Origin of the sequence: Porphyromonas sp. COT-052 OH4946 (assembly GCF_000765965.1) — a bacterium.
GTDB lineage: Bacteria > Bacteroidota > Bacteroidia > Bacteroidales > Porphyromonadaceae > Porphyromonas > Porphyromonas gulae.
Genome location: NZ_JQZY01000006.1, coordinates 1 through 19,176, shown reverse-complemented (window position 1 = coordinate 19,176; position 19,176 = coordinate 1). Strand labels below are relative to the sequence as shown.

The window sequence follows — 19,176 nt, the reverse complement described above, 5'->3', positions numbered from 1 at the left end:
GAACTCCTATTATTTCTTATCAGAATGCTCGAAAAGAAGTAGTAGGAGGGAGGATCTCTTCCGCTCCGCCCCATTAGCGGCGACTCGCAATGCCGCAACGGGAGCGGATAAGAAGGAAACGCATATAGTCTATGAATTATTCTCTGTTTGCTTGTTCCATTCGGATCGGAGGGTGTCCAGGCCTATCCCGAGGAGTTTCATCTCGCTAAATAGGGCCGGTACCACCTCTTCTACGAATTTCTTGCGCCGGGAGGCAAGGATCTCTTCGCGAGCGTTGGGGCTGACAAAGTAGCCGAGTCCGCGCTTGTTGTAGATCATTCCTTCCATTTGCAGGCGTTCGACAGCTCGCATCGCTGTGTTGGGATTGACTTCCATCTGCTCGGCCAATTCGCGGACAGATGGTACTCGCTCGTCGGCTGAATATTCGCCGGAGAGGATCCTGTCCTTGATCGTGTCCGATATTTGGAGGAATATGGATTGTGCTTGAAGTATAGCGGTCATTTCAGTTGTCGTCTTTGGAGGTTGATAAAGGATAAAACGAATAGGCACAAACCGATACTGCCGAAGAAAAGAGCCATGAAAAGATCTTCTCCGTACAGGTTCAGATTGGATGTCAGTACGCCGAACAAAATCGTCTCTCCTCCCATAGTCAGGAGGAAAGCCACGGTAGCCATGGTGAGCTTTCGGACACTGATGGCGAAGTAAATACCTGCTGACAGTACATTGAACAGAACGACTACACCCGGCCAGTAGAGATCCAAGAATCCGGATGAAAACCACCCATAGCCCGATGACGTCTTCCAGATATAAGGCGCATAGTACGATGCTTCCAAGACAGTGGGGTAGAGGAGTACCTCTATCGTATAGGCTATTTGGTTTACCACAGCGGCTGCCAACAATGCCAATATCCCCTCTATCAGTATAACGACGAACTTTGCTGTGGCAGAAGCCGGTATCAAGGTGTAGGTGATGGTGTCGGACTTATTGACCCGACCTTGTACGATTCGGAATACGTAGAAAGCTACGCATACGAGGGTCAAAGGCCAAAGGTCAAAATGCGTTCTGTCCTTTACGGAGAGAGGATTCAGCTCGTCTCCTATGTGCAGCAGCATAGTCAGACCTACGAGTACTCCCAGCAGAGCCAACAAGAAAAATAAGGTGTTGCGTCCCTGTGTACACCACTCCATGCGAAAGAGTAGTCCTATACGCCCGAGAAAGGAGGGAGCGGCTTTATGTCGATTGTGTGTAGTTGTCATCGTAGTTGTCTTTTTTTCAGTGAGAAATAAGATAGGATATAGAATAGTATCCCTACCAATCCTAATACCATCAGCTGATAGCTCCATACTTCGGGAGAGAAAATAGCATTTACGACAGCTTCCCCCTCGTTTACGGAATTGCTGTATGAGATATAGGATAGGCGAGCTACCATCGCGGGCAATACGACTATCGAGGAGAAAATACCCAGCACGGCATTGAGTCCGATATAGGACAGAATGGACTGAGTGGTACCTCGTACGTTGATGCAGCACCAAAGGGCCATAGCTATACTACAGAAGGTGCCCACGATGTTGTACAAGATGAAATAGAATCTCAGATTGCGAAGCATTTCCGTTGCCCACTCTGCTTCTTCGACCGGTACGATGTGTTCTATGAAGAAGAGGTTCATCCAAAGGTCGTACAGCGCTGTCCAAGTACTTGGAAGCAAGATGCCCAAGAACAATATGGCTATAGCCAAAAGAGCGATAGTCCATATAAACGGAAGCAAAAAAGAAAGCAGGAGCACCGCGTATTTCTCTCCCACAGAAGCCGGTATGATCGTATAGGCTATGGTCTTGGAGTGATTGACTTGTCTTTGAATGGCGATATAGGTGTAGACCATCGTAGTCATTAAAAACAATGAAAAGAAACTGAATATGTACCCAGACAATCCTTCCTTAGACATGGGGCCATTGACAGAGACTGATATAAGGATGGCAATAGCAAGAGCTACTATAGAGAGCGTGCCGGTTACGTACAGAATGTTTCTCTTCTGAGTACCCCATTCCATGGCGAAGAGGAGGCCGATGCGCTGCCAGACATTTGTCGGCCGGCTGTTTACTAATGCTGTCATAGTGGTGATGGTGGCTTTAGCGGTTCAACACACGATTAAATACCTCTCTTTCGGCTATCATGCCATTGAAAAACAGCTCCATGGAGAAAGGCGTTTCTTCTCCGGTGGTATTCTCATACACACCCACTTCACCCATTGTGGAGCCTTCCTTGTATATAGGCTTGTCGCCCTGTGCCACTTGGTGGAAAGCAAATCGCTCGCTCAGTTCGGCTACGGACCTGTTGCAGACGATGGCATTCTTGTCCATCATCACGATGCGATCGATGATCTGCTCCAGATCGCGTACCTGATGTGTACTGATAATGACCGTTTGCTCATCCGTTATATATCGTGCCATCAAGCGGCGGAAAGCACTTTTGCTCGGAATATCCAGCCCATTGGTCGGTTCGTCCATTAGCAAGAGTGGAGTGCGAAGAGAGAGAGCCAATGCGATGACAGCCTTTTTCTTCTGTCCTTGCGATACCTTGCCGAGCTTCATATCCCAGTTCAGGTCGAACGCGAGGATGATCTCCTGAGCTACTTCGGGAGAGTAGGAGGGATAGAAAGGAGTGATCATCCGGAAGTAGTCTCTGATCGTAACATTCGGGCAGGTCACTTCCTCTTGCAGCAGGAACACTTTTGACAAAAACTTCACCGAGCGGTGTCGCGGATCTTCTGTCAATACTGTCAGATTGCCATCCTTTCGGAGTAATTGGCCGCATAGGAGTTTGAGCAGAGTGGTTTTTCCCTCGCCGTTTCGTCCGAGCAGTCCCGTAATACTGCCTTTAGGTAGTTCGAGGTTTAAGCCTTCGAAGAGCGACCTTTGTCGCGGATAGCTGAATCTGATGTTGCTAGCGTTGATCATTGTTTTATTCTGTTTTTTGTTTGTATTCTGTTTTTTACTCTTTATATCATTCTATCTCTTTCCGTGTATGCTACAGATCAAGTGCATATTGGCGAGACTTTTTTGCCCGTATTTCCTTGTTTTGCGATACTTTTTTTGTCGTTGTCTTCTTTTTTTCTATGTCTCCTTTCGTCTGATTCTATCTTTTATTGACTAATAATCAGCGTTTTATTAATAATTGATAATGTGTGTTAGTCTGATAGTGCACCGCAAACATAGCTTACTTGTTTGGATTAACCAAATATCAGACGAAAAAATTGGGCTGATTCTCCGATTTTTGATGGAAATGACGATTCAGAAAGCACGGACAGAGGAGTCGGTATTCTTTGGGTTATTAATGTATACTGTATGGCAATGCTGTATGTCCAATCTCCATAAGGCAAGGTTTTCTTTGCTGTAATAAAAAAGAAGAGGCTACCCGGTAGAGCGGGCAGCCTCCATCGTTCTCGAACCGTAATATATCTGATGAGACCATTGAAAAATAAGGAGATGTAGGAAAGAGGCATTCTTCGGCTACAAGGAGCGAAGAATTTGGGTGGAAGAAGGAGTAAAAGGGCTTGTCAATCCCCCTTGCGGAGCTACATGAACGAGCTCCGCAAGGGGGATTATGCCTTATCCTAATGAGGACATAATTATCCCTGGTGTTCTGTATAGGCAGGGCTATCGCATTTGAAAGTTTATACTGTATCCTTGGCCTCTTTCTTCTATAATTTGGGACTCTAGTACATTCAACCCAAAATTGTCATTAGGATGAGTTTCTAATGGCGGTCATTAGATATTTCGACTTGGAATTTGCTTTATTTCATTAATTTAGGTTCTTATACACTTGATTAACGAACCTTCTTTTAGGATCACCATTTTGGTTATGCGATGGAAATAGAGTTTGTCGATAAACATATGAGTCCTTGGGGAGGACTCAAGCTCTTAGCGGAAATGCTTGATCGAATGAATATGCGTCAAGTATTACAGAGCATTGGCTTGCCTGAGCAGGGTTCCAATCGAGGGTACTCTCCCGAGCAGCTCATTTTGGGGTATTGGATTTCGCTGTGGTGTGGAGCGTCTGCCATATGTCATACAGAACTACTGCGTCAGGATCGAACACTGGCTGAAATCTTTAACTTCAATCAGATGCCCGGCCACAAGGCTTACAGTCGCTACTTTAAGAAGTTCAGTCAGAGAGAGAATCAAGACTGCTTTTCAGCCTTGTATCAATGGTTCTTTAAGCGGTTTAACTTTGATAACTTAACTCTAGACTTTGATTCCACAGTCATGACTATATATGGAGATCAAGAGGGGACAGCTAAGGGGTATAATTCGACTAAGCCAAGTCGTGTCATCCACCATCCGCTGATGTCCTTTCTTTCAGATCACAAGATGGTTGCCAATTGTTGGTTGCGGCCTGGTAATACCTCTGCCTGCAACAACTTTTTAGCGTTTCTTGAAGATACACTCCATAAGCTTGAGGGTAAAAAGTTGGACTAGTTCGTGCCGACAGTGGCTTTTGTTACAAGCCAGTTATTGAAGTGCTGCAAAAGCAAAAGATTCATTATATCATTGCAGCCCGCTTAACCTCAACAGTCAAGTACAACATCATTCGTCACAAGACCTGGCTGGTCGTCACAGATGGGATTGAGGTCGCAGAGACGACTTACCAAGCTGATAGTTGGGCTAAGGCCGAGCGTCTGATTATCGTTCGTCAGGATTCTAGCAAGCGTAAAAAGGCGGTTGGTAAGTTAATTCAACGTGGCGTACTCTTCCCCGAATAATATGATGCAGACCAATATCGTTACAGTTGCTATATCACAGATTTAGATTTGCCTGCATCCATTGTCTGGAGCAGCTATCGAGGCCGAGCAGAAGCTGAAAACAGGATCAAAGAGCTCAAGTATGATTTTGCGATGGACAGCATTGTGCAGCAAGACTTTTGGGCTACAGAGGCGATGATCAATATGGCCATTATGGCCTATAATCTGATGAGTTTATTGCGTCTGGTGGTTATCAATTCACCCAAGCAACAGATGCTCAAAACAATTCGGATGAAGTTTTTAGCTATCCCTGCATATATCCAAAAACACTCGCGAAAGAAGACCCTAAAGTTGGCTCTAGCACTCAAACAGAGGCCTGCATTCCTATCCATCTGGGGGAGAGCAAAAGAGTTTGCAGTCCCGTAAAAATACTAATGACAATTCTGGGATAATGCCATCTTGAAGGTGATGAGTTTGCAGGTACGAACGATTTTCCCCGGAAGCATATCCTTTGTCCACCAAGACGACTGTGCCTTGAGGTATGTTTGCGCCCTCCAAGGGCGGAATAAACTCCTTCGTGTCAATGCGGTTCGCTGCAGTCGTTATCACCTTTTGAACAATGCCTTGAACATTGGTCAAACAATGCTTTTTGTATCCGTAGTAATAATGCTTTTGCTTGTACACCCAACGGGCTTCTTCATCCGTCCCTTTACGCTGACGGACAACCTGTTTTTGATAATCCTCCTCTGCCTCTTTTTCCTCCTCGCTCCGATTGTCTTCCCTGTCGTCTGCGACTTCAATCGTAATGCTTCCATTGGGTTTATATGGCGTCTCCACAAGGCTTGCATCGACAAGCACCCTTTCCCTTACCGAAATGTGATGGCGGGAAAGTTGTTTGTTAAACTGCACCAATAGTTTGTCCATCAGGCCCGGTTCGGTCAGTGCCGAACGAAATCGACTGATGGTGCTGTGGTCGGGAGATCCTTCTTCCATCTTCAGCCTTTGTACCATGTCTCCGGAAGCAACATCTTGAATAAGAGAATCACGTCATAAGCCGGGTCACCGATGGCATTTTGTCGCTTCGTGTATTTCTTGTTGATTGGTGTCCGATTCGGACGCCAATCAATAAGCCTGTCAATCTGACTGAGGAAGTCGTTTTGTGCTTTGCGACAACGCTTTGAAAAGAGTGCGTCTGCAAACGTTACATGCTCATCGGTGTTCTTGGATTGGTATGCCATGGGAAGAATATTATTCTGTTTTTGATACTCAAATACACAAAAAACTTCCTATTACACAATGAATTAATAAATAAAATGCAGGCCAATTGCCGTGCAAAGGTCTCATTATACCGTCGTAAGGACTTTATTGTATGTCATTAATGGTGCAAGAGCAGAGCTTTTTTATTTTCTTTGTGTAGATATCAATTCAGAATACACGCTAAAAAACGATCGATTATGGACATTATTCTCTCAATTCTTCCCATCGTTCTTCTTATCGTTTTGATGCTCGGACTCAGAATGGCAGGCCACAAGAGTGCTGTCCTGGCTCTCGTCTGTGCAGCTCTGGTAGCCTTGTTCGCTGCTCCGGCGTTGGGATTCGCTCCTGCAGATTTTACCCGTGCCGGTGTCGGTTGGGCTTTTGTGGAAGGAGCCCTCAAAGCTATCTTCCCCATTTTGATTATCATCTTGATGGCTATCTACAGCTACAATGTGCTGCTGGAATCGGGTAGAATCGAGATTATCAAGAAGCAGTTTACCGGTATCAGCCGGGATAAGAGTATCCAAGTCTTATTGCTTGTATGGGGATTCGGTGGGTTGCTCGAAGGAATGGCCGGTTTTGGAACAGCAGTAGCGATACCGGCTGCTATCCTTATCAGTCTGGGATTCAAACCGGGATTCTCCGCATTGGTCAGTCTGATAGCCAATAGCGTGGCTACCGGCTTCGGCGCGGTAGGAGTACCTGTAACCACGCTGGCCAATGAGGTCGCAGCCAACGGTGTGGCGACAGCGGGAGAGATTCAGATCATCAGTGCGCATGTGGTCCTCCAGCTTTCGGTGTTGATGTTCATTATCCCGTATATCATTCTTTTCCTGACGGACAGGAGTGCTAAGAGTCAGCCCAAAAACATTATTCTTGCCTTGCTGGTCGGAGGTGTTTCATTGGCCGTACAGTATGCTTCGGCTCGTTATCTGGGAGCAGAAACGCCGGCCATATTCGGTAGTATTGCAGCCATTATCGTCATTATCGCTTTTGCGAAATTGACTGCCAAGAAAGATGACGAAGCAGCTGCAACTTCTCATGAGAAATATAGCCGCAAACAGATTTTCGAAGCATGGAGTGTCTATCTCTTCATCCTTTTCTTTATTGTGCTGGCCAGTCCGGTGAGTGGTCCCATAAGCGACTTCCTTAAGTCCAATCTGGTATCCAAAATAGCTTTGCCCATCTACCAAGAAGGCAAGACGTTCAATTTCGGCTGGCTTAGCAATGCCGGTCTTATGCTCTTCCTCGGAGCCTTTATCGGAGGTTTGGTGCAGGGCGTTTCGGCCCGAAAGTTATTTAGCATTTTGGGAAAGACTGTTGTCGGCCTGAGAAAAAGCGGTGTCACCATTATCAGTCTTGTCGCTATGAGCGCGATCATGACTTATAGCGGCATGATACTGGTTATCGCTACGGCATTGGCCGAGGCTACCGGTACGCTGTACCCTCTATTCGCTCCCCTCATAGGTGCTGTAGGTACATTTGTTACGGGTAGCGATACTTCGTCCAATATCCTGTTCGGTAAGTTGCAGGCAGGAGTAGCCAATCAGATAGGCGTGGATACACAGTGGTTAGCTGCGGCCAATACGGCAGGAGCCACTGGAGGAAAGATTATTTCTCCGCAGAGTATCGCCATTGCTACTGCTTCTTGTAACCAACAGGGCGAGGAAGGCAGCATCCTGCGCTCTGCCATCCCCTATGCTCTCTTCTATGTAGTGGTGGTAGGACTGATGGTTTACTTCCTGGCGTGAGGCTATAATTGTTCGTATAATCGGCGATTTGCAGTGGGTATTTGCATGAGGTCTCTCGATTGGTCTCTTCTTGCCGGCTGCTGATCGTCGATTCCTTTTCTCCGCTTTTCCGCTGATCGGGTAGAACGATGTCTATGACCTCATTTATATTGGTCGTATATCTGCGTGAACGATGCTTGACCGAAGAGATGCATGCTATGGCTTCTGCTTCCTGAGTGGCAATGGTCAGGCTCTCTTTCCCGAAGCGTCGGCGAATGGTATCCACAGAAGTCAGAAAACGCTCCTGCCGTATGCGATCGATTGGGTCGAAAAGATTGAGTTGATAAGCATCCGTGACCAAGTCGGACAAGATTACGCCCGCCTGTTTATAGGGTGTATTCGGCCGATAAATCTCTTGCAGTAGGGTGCGAATCTTCGGGAGTAGCTCTGATGGGTCGGCCGTAGCTACGGGGAGGAGCATTTCATTTTGGGCCGAATAATCGTTCTTCTGATCGAATCGGCTACAACTTATGAAGATGCTCAATCGGCGTGCTCGACTCTTCTCTTCGCGCATCTTCATACAGCAGCTATCGGCGAAGACAACCAAGTGTTTAAGAAGAGAGTCGAAATCTCGGCATGGTTGCCCGAAAGAGCGCGTGGTGCAGATACTTTGGCGGGGTTGAGGCAGTTTCATCTCTATACAGGCTTCGCCTCTAAGTTCCTGCCATGTCCTAACGCCCGGAGTGCCGGCCAAGCGATACACCTGACCTTCTCTCATCGAGGCAAAGTCTGCTGCCGTATTGATGCCATAATAGTATAGCTTGCGTGATAGTCTACGCCCAATTCCCCATACATCGCTTACGTCGAATGCTTGCAGAGCCTTTGCCCTCTTCTCTTCCGAATCTATGGCGCATACACCTCTGTAGCCTGCATACTTCTTGGCGTATTTGTCAGCTACTTTGGACAGGGTCATCGTATTGGCTACACCTATGCTCACCGGTATGCCCGTACATTGGTGGACCCTATCCGCTATGGTGTGGCATAGGGACATATAATCCTCCACCCCGTTTAGATCCATGAAGCACTCATCTATCGAATAGATAGACATCCGAGGTACAAGCTCCGATACAAGCGACATGATGCGTCGGGACATATCGCCGTAGAGAATGAAATTCGAGCTGAAGAAAGCCACATTGTGCCGACGAATCAAGTCCTGTACCTTGAAAAGAGGTTGTCCCATACCTATCCCCAAAGCTTTGGCTTCATTGCTGCGAGCTATGATACAGCCGTCATTATTGGAGAGGACGACTACCGGCCTGTTTCGGAGCGAGGGGTCGAATACCCTTTCGCAACTGACGAAGAAGTTGTTGCAGTCTAAGAGAGCATACACAACGGGGGGCTGATTATCTTCTTGTTTTATGGATACAGTAGGTTACGATCCCCCAGATAACGAAGTCGTTGTCTGCTGATACATGTATGGTAGGGTAGTCGGGATTGGCCGGTTCGAGGAGGATCTCCTCCGATTTGATGCGAATAGTTTTCAGTGTAAACTCGCCATCCAGAAAGCATACGGCCATATCGCCGTCTCGTGGTGCAAGCGACTTGTCTATGACGAGAATATCGCCATCGAATACATGCGCATCTTCCATCGAATTGCCCTTTACCCTTCCGTAGAACGTGCTGTATGGGTGCGTGATCAGTTCATGGTTCAGGTCTATGGCAATATCCATATAGTCCTGTGCGGGCGAAGGAAAGCCTGCGCGAATACCTTCGTCCGCAAATGGCAGAAGCAGAGAAGATCCGGTATCGGTTTGGAATAAATCAATCATCTATGAGCAAAGATAGCACAGAATATCTTTTCCCTTTTATCACGATACTGACAGCTTTGCACAGAGCTGTTTCCCTACGATTGGAGACGAAGGGAAAAAAACTTTTGTGTGTCAGCTTAGAGGAATGAAAAAAACAGGAGACTATTAATTGAAAGAAAGGATCGTAATGAAAAAAGCAGCTAATCAGCTGCTTTCTTATCAGGATTGGGACGGTAGCCCTCCAGCAATTCGTCATTTTCCATCAGGAAAGGCGATGCTGTAGGTTGTCCCCATTCTACATCGTATAGCCTCATCAGGTAATCGTTCAGCTCAGTGCGATTACTGAACCGGATAGCCTGATAGGGTGCTTGAAACGTCAGCTTCTCGACGAAAAGTAGTTGGTCGCCCATCGGGATCAGTACACCCACATGTCCGACGAAGAGATAGCTCTCATCCGGTGTGATCGCCGAGTGCATCATCACGGAAATCAGCGATGCTTTGGCCTTGTCATCTTTGTGGATGAAACGGATACCGTGGCTCTGCCAATAGGCTTTCACGTTTTGCAGATGCTTGTCGATGTCCTTATCGTAAGGTGTCGGTATCGGAGCATAAAGGGTTCGGAATCCTGTCGCTCTATCGGGGAGAAAAGGGTGCGACCGCAGTTGTCGAGCGTTTCCTCGTCAAAGTTCAATATGGTCGAACGTTCATCGATCGGTTGGTCTATGGCGATAAAGTCGTGCAATAGATCGTAAGAGGTGATACGGCAATTGTATCCGAAGAAATTCGGATATTTCTTTTCCCACCGTGCTTCGATGGCCAGTTCGTCATAATGCGGCAGTATGGTATCCAGCACTACGAACCCCCTTTCTACAAGGCTTTGGCCTTCGATGGCTTCGTTGAACTGGTTCACGTTTTGCAGAAAAGAAGCAATGTTTTCCGGGGATATACCGGCGTCGATCATTGCTTTTTCCACTTCTTCCTGCGTCGGCTTGTCCAGCAGGTTCGAATAGGTAATTGTGTGGGTGGGTTGCGTAATTTCCGAGGCGTTGTTTTTTTGCTTGTCGCTTCGGCATCCCGAACTTACTGCCATTACAATCGCTATGGCAGCAGCTACGATACTCGTGCGAAAAGATGTGTAGCGCATAATCTTATAAGATAATGTGAGTACTACTTGACGATCTCAATTTCCTTCCGTTGCAATAATTCTTTCAAATTATCATTGGTAAATCCCTTGAAATGATGAGAAATATAGAAGCCTGATCTTCTGATTTCGGCTCTTGTCTTTTTCTGTTCGTCCCGACTTTCTTCCAGCCTTCTTTTAAGTAGCAAGGAAATCCTGTCGAATTGTTCTTGGGTGAATTTGTATTTTGCCATAAGTTGAGTCATTAGTTAGAGCTGATCATATTTCTTGATTGAGGAGGATAATTATGCAATAGCATCTGCCTGTAAAGATACGTTTTTTTAAGCGCTCAAGAACCGATCCATTGTATTGCCCTGTTGTATTGCATTTATGAAAGGAAAATAAATTCTCCTTTCTCAAACGTACTTTTATTATGATCCGGAGCGAGAAGAGAGTATCTCATTCATTTGTATTGCGATACGAATACATTACCTTTGCGCCCAAAATCACACCCCAGCAAGCAGAAGGATGAAAAACTTAGTCATCGTAGAGTCTCCGGCAAAAGCCAAAACGATAGGGCGTTTCCTCGGTTCGGATTATACAGTACTCTCGAGTTACGGACACATCCGCGACCTCAAGCCCAATAAATTCAGTGTAGATATACAAAACAACTACGAGCCGGAATACGAGATCCCTGCCGACAAACGGACAGTGGTCAAGGAACTGAAGTCCCAGGCCGACCAATCGGATTTCATCTGGCTGGCTTCCGATGAGGACCGCGAAGGAGAGGCCATCGCATGGCATTTGTACGAGGCGTTAGGGCTGAAAAACAAGCAAACGAAACGAATCGTATTTCACGAAATTACCGAGACGGCTATTAAAGCTGCCATCGAAAATCCCCGAGATATAGACGTCAATCTGGTCGATGCCCAGCAGGCAAGGCGCGTCCTCGACCGCATCGTCGGATTCGAGCTTTCCCCCGTTCTGTGGAGGCGTATCCGCCCCTCGCTTTCGGCCGGTCGTGTACAGTCCGTTGCCCTCCGCCTCATTGTCGAAAGAGAGCGTGAAATAAATACTTTCGTTCCGGAAGCATCATTTCGCTGTACGATAGAGTTTGTCCTTCCCGATGGTAAAATGCTGACGGCCGAATTGCAGAAACGATTCAAGACAAAAGAGGAAGCCCGATATTTTTTGGAGCAATGTGTGGATACCGACTTCCATATAACGGATGTTACCAAGCGTCCGGGCAAACGATCTCCCGCCACTCCTTTCACTACATCTACGCTCCAGCAGGAAGCTGCCCGAAAGCTCGGATACGGCGTAGCCCAGACCATGCGCATTGCCCAGAAGTTGTACGAAGAAGGGCTTATCACCTATATGCGTACGGACTCTGTGAACCTGTCGGACATGGCCCTCGGTGCACTCAAAAAGGAAATAACCGAACATTGGGGTGAGCAATACTACCAATTCCGCAGATACAAAACCAAAACCAAGGGAGCACAAGAAGCTCACGAGGCCATCCGTCCTACCTACATACGCAGGGCAGAGATAGATGGTACCCCACAAGAGCAAAAGCTCTATCAGCTGATCCGTCGCAGGACGATTGCTTCCCAGATGGCAGATGCCATCCTCGAAAAAACGACAATCACCATCGGGACCGACAAGTTTCCCGAAACCCTGAGCACGCAGGGGGAAGTGATCGTATTCGACGGATTCCTCGGCGTCTATCGTGAGGACTCGGATGAAGAACAAGCTACAGCTACAGAAGAACGCTTGTTGCCTTCGGTCAATCGTGGCGACATGCTTTCTCTCCATCATGCCAAAGCAACAGAGAGCTTCACACAGCGTCCGGCACGCTATACCGAAGCAAGCCTTGTTCGCAAAATGGAGGAGTTGGGTATCGGCAGACCATCTACTTATGCCCCCACCATCCAAACCATACAGAATCGCGAATACGTAGTACGCGGCGACAAACCGGGCAAAACACGTGAATACATCCTGCTGGAATACCATAAGGGGAAAGCCATAACGGAGACGACCAAAACGGAACTGAACGGACAAGACCGGAACAAGCTCCTCCCAACCGATATGGGGCTTGTGGTGAACGACTTCCTCGTGGCCTCGTTCCCTCAGGTGATCGATTACAACTTCACGGCCAAAGTAGAAAAAGAGTTCGACCAAATAGCCGAAGGAAAACTCCAGTGGCAGAAGCAGATAGGCCGGTTCTACAATAAATTCCACCCATTGGTGGAAGAAGCGTGCGAGTTCGATCCCGACCAGAAGATCGGCGAAAGAATGCTGGGCACGGATCCTGTGACCGGAGAACCTGTGGTGGCAAAAATGGGACGCTACGGAGCGATGGTGCAGAAAGGTCACACAGATAAGGAAAACGGTGTCAAGGCCCAGTTTGCCTCGCTCCAGCCGGGACAGTCCATCGAATCCATCACACTGGAGGAAGCTTTGGAGCTATTCCTCCTGCCCAAGAAATTGGGACAATATGAGGATGCGGATGTAACGGTAGCCGTAGGACGATTCGGCCCTTATATCAAGCATGCAGGCAAATTTGTAGGGCTGCCAAAAGATACGGATCCCCTTTCCGTTTCGCTCGACGATGCCATCAGGTATATCGCCGACAAACGCGAGAAGGAAGAGAAAAGCCTGATCAAAGGATTTGTGGAAGATCCGGAGATGGAGATCCGCACAGGGCGTTTCGGGGTTTATATCAAGTACAAAGGGAAAAACTACAAAGTCCCCAAGACGGTCGAAGATCCTGCGAGACTCACCCTCGAAGAATGTCTGAAATACGTGGAAGAGGGCGAGACGAAACCCACCAAGGGCAAGAAAAAAGCTCCGGCCAAAAAGACATCGGCCAAGAAGACTGCCAAGAAGTAACAAATGGCGCGCTTCTTCATCTATCTGGCATACAACGGCACCCGCTACAGTGGCTGGCAAACGCAGCCTAATGCCCCCAGTGTGCAGCAGACCGTAGAGGAAGCCATATCCACCATCGTACGCCAACCTGTCGGTATCGTCGGAGCAGGACGAACCGATGCAGGAGTTCACGCCCACGAGATGGTCGCACACGCCGATCTTCCCTGCGATACGCCGGAGGAAGCGGCCAATCTGACAGAAAGGTTCAATAAACTCCTCCCACGCGACATCGTCATATACCGAATGCTTCCTGTCAAAGCCGATGCCCACGCACGCTTCGATGCCGTCTCCCGGACTTACCACTACTATCTGACCGAGCAGAAAGATCCTTTTATGGAAGGCTTGATGCTAAAGACCTATCGCAAGCTCGACTTCGAACGCATGAATGAAGCGGCAGCTCTTCTTCCCCTATATATCGACTTCACGAGCTTCAGCAAACTGCATACCGACGTCAAAACGAACAACTGCCGTATAACGGAAGCCCGATGGATGCCGCTTGCGCAGACAGGCCAATGGGTCTTTTCCATCACGGCGGAGAGATTCCTGCGCAATATGGTACGAGCCATAGTCGGCACGCTCTTCCATGTGGGAACGGGCAAGCTATCCATCGCAGACTTTCGGAACATCATCGAATCGCAGGATCGTAGCCGTGCCGGCTCTTCGGCTCCGGCTCACGCCCTCTATCTGGAGAGGGTAGTCTACCCGCCGGATCTGTTTCTCTGACAGCATCCTTTCCCCGACCGGTCATTTGTTTTTCTGTACGCCTCAAAAAGGTGAAGAATAAATGAAAGAAATAGGACAGATTATATGAGATAAATCTTCTACCTTTGCTCGCAACGTAAATATATTCTTAATAAGAAATGACAAGTAAATATTTTCATACCGGACATGGGCGTTTTATGTCGACGATGTCCTTACTACGTATCCCTGCTTGTTTCGACCGCACTTCCCCAAATACCCCCCCCCATATTTGTTAAAAACGGTATAATCCGTTTCGCTTTCGACAGTCGGCTTAAGGCTATATCGGCCTCTGCCCCTTGTCGAAGTTTTTTCTTATCCATCCTTTTTCGATCGCATTTTACATCCTTTCGGAGCATACTTCGGAGGGGGTCGAGCTACGCCGTACAGCGACTCGGGCTACGCCGTAGAGCGTACCGAGCTACGCTCTACGGCTTTTCGAGCTACGCTGTAGGGCTCACCGCGCCGGGCCCTACGGCTCAGCTCGGCCACCTGTACGGCTCCCGGAGCGGAACTCTACGGTTCGGCTCGCTACGCTGTAGAGCGTACCTCGCCGAGCCCTACAGCGTAGCTCGAAGAGCCGTACGGGACAGCTCGTCATCCTCTACGGCATACCGCCTGCTCTCCTATGGTATAGCCCGTTATCCTCTTCGGACTGAGATATTCGGACAAAAGCAAATCCAATTTTTACTAACATAAAAAATAGAATTACTATGAAGTATTCAGTATCCAAACGAGTAGTTCGCTTAGGCAAAGATGCCGGCAAAGAACTCTACTATGCCAATCCCGTCTCCGTAAAGACTGCCACAATGAAAGATCTCTGCGACTTGATGGCCAAGAACACGACTGTCGGTCGTGCCGATATTTATGCCGTCTTGGAACAGCTGTCCGACTCGATCCGATACCTCGTCGGTCTTGGGATGAATGTCGATCTCGCCGGGTTGGCCACTTTCCGTGGCACGTTCAAAAGTCAGGGTGTGGAAAAAAAGGAGGACTTCAATCCTCGCATGCACATCAGCAAACCGGCCATCGGCTGCATCCTCAAGCGTTCGTTCAAAGAACTGAACGGCATAACCTATGAGCAGGTGGAAGTGGCAAACAAAACCAATAGCAATACTCCAACGCCTTCGCAGCCCTCAAATACGGGCGACAATAGCGGCGGTGAACAAGGCTCCACCGGAGGCGGACTATAAACTATGGTAATAAATTTTCTAAATAAGTATAATGGATGAATAATTTGAAAAATAATATGAAACAACTACTCTCTCTTATTCTTTTCTCTATCCTTAGTTTTTATCCGAGTTCATTAGAGTCACAAACACGCTATGTAAGAGAAAATTCCATCACAACGATACAAGCGAGATTAGACACAGTATGTTATTTCCCTGATAGAGGAGACCTTTTCCCCATAACCGAGAACTCAGCTATCTTGGAATTTCAGTATCCGAAAAATGTTAACTCGCATGTCCTTATTCAGCTTAAAAGGATTTTTTTGCGAAATCCATGGGAAGTGACCGAAGAGAGTATTCCTAACTCGATCCTACAATTATCTCCCGAGCAAATCGTCAAATATAGATTACAAGAATCGAACGTTCTTAAATATGCTCCTTCCGGCGATTATAGCGATTTGTTGGACTTAAGTGTATTGACTGTACTGCATGACGGAGCGGATATGCTGACGGTAAGGCATCACATTAATATCGTTGAAACTCTTTACGATGGAGCTACATGGAATCATCGAACAGAAACCGAGAGTTGCGTGAGTATTGATAAAAAGACAGGTAAGATTCTGGATATATGGGATGTTTTCGATGTCAGGCAAAAGGAGGATATAATTGGCTGTATCAAAAGACATATTTCTTCTTCACAAGAAGCAAAAGAAGCGATACAGTACTTGTGCTATCATAGAGCAAGAGGGCCTGTTTTGGACCCAACAGATCCATTTTATCAAAATCCCGAACTCGATCTATGTTTGAAATATCTTTTAAACGAACCTTTTAATCACAGCTTTAGTGTTGGTTATGGATATGAGGGTGTGATACTGACTCTTTCGGCCAGACTTTATACTCCCGATAGTGATTCTTCATACAAGATTGTGATTCCGTGGTATGCTTTTGAGACCCATACTGATTATACTTCGAGGGACTTGTGCTCTTTTCTGACAGAAAACGGGAAAAAATATATTGCTCCTCTCTCCAAGTTTTGTACTGATGCCAATATTGGACAAATACAAAAAGACGATAGGTATTCAAATCAAAGTAAAGGGCAAACTATAAGTCAAGAACAACTTCGTCGTACATATCGCGGACAATTGGAAGCTGCAGCATCGCAGATGACCCAAAAGCTTATGAGAGATATTTCACCGCAAAGTGGAAAAGATGCACGATATGTCTTGGATTTAGAGAGCATCCGCTATGATGAAGAAACCAATATGGTTTTAAGCAAAGTATTATTGATATGGCAAGCAAGAGAATTTATGGCAAATATCTCTTATGGAGAGTGTCAAGTATCAGGTACCCTTCAGGTATATATGCCTATTCGCACGATTGATTCTACAAAAGCAATCCTCAGAGTCGATAAATACAATGAACATTTGAAGAAAGTGTCCATGGAAAAAGACCGCGCCAAGTTAAATCGAGAAATAGTAATCGTTCTGAATTGATTTTGTAATCATTAAAAGAGTGGTAACATAGCAAAACTGTAAAAATTATAATTGACAATATCCGGATATGAAAAGATTTTATCAAATCACAGCCTTATCATTTTTTTTTGTGATAGCGTTTACTTTCAGTAATTGTGATGCCCCCAATACTGTACAGAAACATCAGGGAGCTTGGATTTCAAAGCAGGAACAACTTCGTCGCACATATCGGGGAATCTTGGAAACAGCGTCATCGCAGATGCTTAAAACTTTGATGAAAGAGTTTTCACCACAAAGTGGAAAAGATGCTCAATATGTCCTTGACCTAAACAATATGTCCTATGACGACCAGAACAATATGGTTTCAGCAAAAGTATTATTGACATGGCAAGCAAGGGAATTTTTAGCTGGTATTCCTTATGGAGAATGCCAAGTGTTAGGTACTATTTATGTATACATGCCTATTCGTACTTTTGATTCTACCGAAGTTATTCTTATCCCTGATAGATATAATGCACATCTAAGAGATGTATCGACCGATGCCAAGTGTGCCAAGTTAGAGCGAGGAATAAGAATAATTCTGAGTTAGTTGATACTTCTTTGGGGTATTCTGTTTTTTGAGAGCTTGGAAGTTACTTCCAGGCTCTCTTTTTATTGAAAAAGCAATGGACATGTACGGTTGGCATTATATCCCGGAGTACGTCATTCTTCGGCAAGGCGAGCTTCTTCGAACTTTACTTTCTACCTCAAGAAGGAATGTGTACAGCCTGTGCATATTGTACTTTCCATTTTCTAACGCAACACTATGGTTATAAGAACGACAGGTGGCGGGCTAGCCCGCCACCTGTCAAAAATCGTTCATAGCTTTGATGTTGAAATGGAAAGAACAAAGTACAAACGACTCACTCTGGACAATAGAAAGATCATTGCTAATTGCATTGGACTCGGCAAATCTGTCACTGAAATTGCCCAAATTCTTAGTGTGCACAAAAGTACGATTTCTCGGGAGATACGTCGCTTAGGAGAGCTTCAGGACTACCGCCCCTTAAAGGCTCATAAACACGCTCTCGAAGCAGGTAGCTTCCGAAAGAGGAAGATTAAATTCACCCCCGAAATACGCAAGAAGGTCAATTTCTATATCGCCGTGGAGCAATGGTCTCCCGAACAAATCTCTGGGTATTGCACTCAAAATAGGATCCCTATGATAGGGAAGTCTCGTATCTATGAGTATATCCATGAGGACAAGAATATGGGAGGAGATCTATGGAAGCATACGCGACATGCTCTAAAAAAACGTAAGACCCCTAAACTTGTTACAAGCCCCAAGCAGCTCAATAAAAAGAGCATTGAGCAGAGAGATCCTGTTGTGCAAAATAAGGGGAGAATAGGAGACTGGGAGATGGATCTTATTGTCGGGGCACACAATCAAGATGTCATACTGACAATGGTAGAGAGAGTCACCGGATACGGGATGATTCGAAAACTCAAGCATGGCAAGAATGCCAAGAAACCAGCTATACTTGTCAGCAAAGAAATGAAGGGGATAGCAAGAAGAGGGCTACTGAAGACCATTACCACGGACAACGGGACCGAATTCTCTAGTTATGAAATCATTGAGAAGGCACTCAAAATACCGGTGTACTTTGCCCACCCCTACTGCTGTACAGATAAACCTCATGTCGAATTATTCAATAAACTCGTAAGACAATACATCCCTAAGAAGATGGATTTCAGGCAAATAAGTCAAGATATGTGTATCAAAATACAACACAAAATTAATCGAAGACCCAGAAAAGGGCTAGGATACCTAACGCCAAGCCAAGTTTTAGGACTAACTTAGATCAACAATGTTGCGATGGAAGGGGGAATGTGCAAATTCAAAATAATTTGTGAGGTTTTGAAAAAGATGCTACTTTTGCATCTGAAATCTGTGAGGAAGCAGTTTCTCGGGGTGTAGCGCAGTCCGGTTAGCGCACCTGCTTTGGGAGCAGGGGGTCGTGGGTTCGAATCCCGCTACCCCGACAAAAGAAGGGGCTGTGTCAAAATTCATTTTTGGCGCAGCCCCTTTTATTTTGGTTTGGGGTTGGTTAAGCCACCGGTTTTAGCCTTTGAGGGATATTTATGAGACCATTGCACGGCACTTTGCGTCTTTTGGGGGTTGTGGTTGTTGTATATATCACTGATAAATAGCATATTTACACATAATTAACTGT

At 46.4% G+C, this 19,176-nt stretch carries 14 protein-coding genes, 1 tRNA gene and 3 pseudogenes; 10 read left to right on the top strand and 8 right to left on the bottom strand.

Translation table 11 applies throughout. The annotated features are described in order from the left end of the window. Nucleotides 1-129 precede the first annotated feature (129 nt). Genes HQ50_RS01505 through HQ50_RS01490 form a run of 4 tightly spaced genes read right to left on the bottom strand, consistent with a single transcriptional unit; the run spans nucleotide 130 to nucleotide 2,954 of the window. Nucleotides 130-501 carry a GntR family transcriptional regulator gene (locus HQ50_RS01505; protein ID WP_018965985.1) on the bottom strand — a complete coding sequence of 124 codons (372 nt, stop codon included), beginning with the start codon at nucleotides 499-501 and terminating at the stop codon, nucleotides 130-132. After that, complete coding sequence (locus HQ50_RS01500) at nucleotides 498-1,256, bottom strand: hypothetical protein (RefSeq protein ID WP_039427768.1); 759 nt, start codon at nucleotides 1,254-1,256, stop codon at nucleotides 498-500. Before HQ50_RS01500 ends, HQ50_RS01505 begins: the two co-directional genes overlap by 4 nt. Further along, entirely contained in the window at nucleotides 1,253-2,110 is an 858-nt protein-coding gene (locus HQ50_RS01495; RefSeq protein WP_039427765.1) for a hypothetical protein, read from the bottom strand. Before HQ50_RS01495 ends, HQ50_RS01500 begins: the two co-directional genes overlap by 4 nt. Nucleotides 2,111-2,126: 16 nt before the next feature. After that, entirely contained in the window at nucleotides 2,127-2,954 is an 828-nt protein-coding gene (locus HQ50_RS01490; protein ID WP_039427761.1) for an ABC transporter ATP-binding protein, read from the bottom strand. 909 nt (nucleotides 2,955-3,863) lie between these two features. Between HQ50_RS01490 and HQ50_RS12355 the strand changes: the two genes are divergently transcribed. Together HQ50_RS12355 and HQ50_RS12350 are read left to right on the top strand one after the other, a co-directional pair. Continuing rightward, entirely contained in the window at nucleotides 3,864-4,475 is a 612-nt protein-coding gene (locus tag HQ50_RS12355) for a transposase (RefSeq protein WP_255327672.1), read from the top strand. A gap of 41 nt (nucleotides 4,476-4,516) precedes the next feature. Continuing rightward, nucleotides 4,517-5,164: pseudogene (locus HQ50_RS12350) on the top strand (transposase). Nucleotides 5,165-5,185: 21 nt separating this feature from the next. On the opposite strand, the pseudogene HQ50_RS01475 reads toward HQ50_RS12350, so the two are convergent. Then, nucleotides 5,186-5,976 (bottom strand): annotated as a pseudogene (locus tag HQ50_RS01475) (transposase); the annotation flags it as partial. Nucleotides 5,977-6,192: 216 nt separating this feature from the next. On the opposite strand from HQ50_RS01475, the gene HQ50_RS01470 reads away from it, so the two are divergent. After that, nucleotides 6,193-7,746, top strand: a complete 1,554-nt coding sequence (locus tag HQ50_RS01470; RefSeq protein WP_039418187.1) for an L-lactate permease — start codon at nucleotides 6,193-6,195, stop codon at nucleotides 7,744-7,746. Here the strand turns inward: HQ50_RS01470 and HQ50_RS01465 are convergent. From HQ50_RS01465 to HQ50_RS01455, 3 genes and pseudogenes are all read right to left on the bottom strand, one after another. Then, nucleotides 7,634-9,115, bottom strand: a complete 1,482-nt coding sequence (locus tag HQ50_RS01465) for a Y-family DNA polymerase (protein WP_039418186.1) — start codon at nucleotides 9,113-9,115, stop codon at nucleotides 7,634-7,636. The two genes, HQ50_RS01470 and HQ50_RS01465, sit on opposite strands and share 113 nt — an antisense overlap. 13 nt (nucleotides 9,116-9,128) lie before the next feature. Beyond that, nucleotides 9,129-9,554, bottom strand: a complete 426-nt coding sequence (locus HQ50_RS01460) for a LexA family transcriptional regulator (protein ID WP_018964559.1) — start codon at nucleotides 9,552-9,554, stop codon at nucleotides 9,129-9,131. Nucleotides 9,555-9,733: 179 nt separating this feature from the next. Continuing rightward, nucleotides 9,734-10,494, bottom strand: a pseudogene (locus HQ50_RS01455) (DUF4300 family protein). Nucleotides 10,495-11,181: 687 nt separating this feature from the next. Between HQ50_RS01455 and topA the strand changes: the two are divergent. The 7 genes from topA to HQ50_RS01415 all read left to right on the top strand — a co-directional run bounded on the left by topA (nucleotide 11,182) and on the right by HQ50_RS01415 (nucleotide 18,985). Beyond that, complete coding sequence (topA, locus tag HQ50_RS01445; protein WP_039427755.1) at nucleotides 11,182-13,545, top strand: type I DNA topoisomerase; 2,364 nt, start codon at nucleotides 11,182-11,184, stop codon at nucleotides 13,543-13,545. A gap of 3 nt (nucleotides 13,546-13,548) precedes the next feature. Continuing rightward, entirely contained in the window at nucleotides 13,549-14,307 is a 759-nt protein-coding gene (gene truA / locus HQ50_RS01440; RefSeq protein WP_039427753.1) for a tRNA pseudouridine(38-40) synthase TruA, read from the top strand. Nucleotides 14,308-15,035: 728 nt separating this feature from the next. Continuing rightward, complete coding sequence (locus tag HQ50_RS01435) at nucleotides 15,036-15,515, top strand: HU family DNA-binding protein (protein WP_039427750.1); 480 nt, start codon at nucleotides 15,036-15,038, stop codon at nucleotides 15,513-15,515. 56 nt (nucleotides 15,516-15,571) lie between these two features. After that, nucleotides 15,572-16,984 carry a hypothetical protein gene (locus HQ50_RS01430; protein WP_235317898.1) on the top strand — a complete coding sequence of 471 codons (1,413 nt, stop codon included), beginning with the start codon at nucleotides 15,572-15,574 and terminating at the stop codon, nucleotides 16,982-16,984. Between the two features lie 67 nt (nucleotides 16,985-17,051). Next, nucleotides 17,052-17,552, top strand: coding sequence for a hypothetical protein (locus HQ50_RS01425; protein WP_235316827.1), 501 nt, complete (start codon nucleotides 17,052-17,054; stop codon nucleotides 17,550-17,552). Nucleotides 17,553-17,768: 216 nt separating this feature from the next. Next, nucleotides 17,769-18,803, top strand: a complete 1,035-nt coding sequence (locus HQ50_RS01420) for an IS30 family transposase (protein ID WP_052074861.1) — start codon at nucleotides 17,769-17,771, stop codon at nucleotides 18,801-18,803. Between the two features lie 107 nt (nucleotides 18,804-18,910). Next, nucleotides 18,911-18,985, top strand: a tRNA-Pro gene (locus HQ50_RS01415). Nucleotides 18,986-19,176 lie beyond the last annotated feature (191 nt).

Excerpts from the sequence above, each read along its gene's own strand:
- HQ50_RS01425 (WP_235316827.1), top strand. The coding sequence starts at position 17,052 with ATGAAAAGATTTTATCAAATCACAGCCTTATCATTTTTTTTTGTGATA.
- HQ50_RS01470 (WP_039418187.1), top strand. The coding sequence starts at position 6,193 with ATGGACATTATTCTCTCAATTCTTCCCATCGTTCTTCTTATCGTTTTG.
- HQ50_RS01495 (WP_039427765.1), bottom strand. The coding sequence starts at position 2,110 with ATGACAGCATTAGTAAACAGCCGGCCGACAAATGTCTGGCAGCGCATC.
- truA (WP_039427753.1), top strand. The coding sequence starts at position 13,549 with ATGGCGCGCTTCTTCATCTATCTGGCATACAACGGCACCCGCTACAGT.
- HQ50_RS01500 (WP_039427768.1), bottom strand. The coding sequence starts at position 1,256 with ATGACAACTACACACAATCGACATAAAGCCGCTCCCTCCTTTCTCGGG.
- HQ50_RS01460 (WP_018964559.1), bottom strand. The coding sequence starts at position 9,554 with ATGATTGATTTATTCCAAACCGATACCGGATCTTCTCTGCTTCTGCCA.
- HQ50_RS01430 (WP_235317898.1), top strand. The coding sequence starts at position 15,572 with ATGAAACAACTACTCTCTCTTATTCTTTTCTCTATCCTTAGTTTTTAT.
- topA (WP_039427755.1), top strand. The coding sequence starts at position 11,182 with ATGAAAAACTTAGTCATCGTAGAGTCTCCGGCAAAAGCCAAAACGATA.
- HQ50_RS01505 (WP_018965985.1), bottom strand. The coding sequence starts at position 501 with ATGACCGCTATACTTCAAGCACAATCCATATTCCTCCAAATATCGGAC.
- HQ50_RS12355 (WP_255327672.1), top strand. The coding sequence starts at position 3,864 with ATGGAAATAGAGTTTGTCGATAAACATATGAGTCCTTGGGGAGGACTC.
- HQ50_RS01490 (WP_039427761.1), bottom strand. The coding sequence starts at position 2,954 with ATGATCAACGCTAGCAACATCAGATTCAGCTATCCGCGACAAAGGTCG.
- HQ50_RS01435 (WP_039427750.1), top strand. The coding sequence starts at position 15,036 with ATGAAGTATTCAGTATCCAAACGAGTAGTTCGCTTAGGCAAAGATGCC.
- HQ50_RS01420 (WP_052074861.1), top strand. The coding sequence starts at position 17,769 with ATGGTTATAAGAACGACAGGTGGCGGGCTAGCCCGCCACCTGTCAAAA.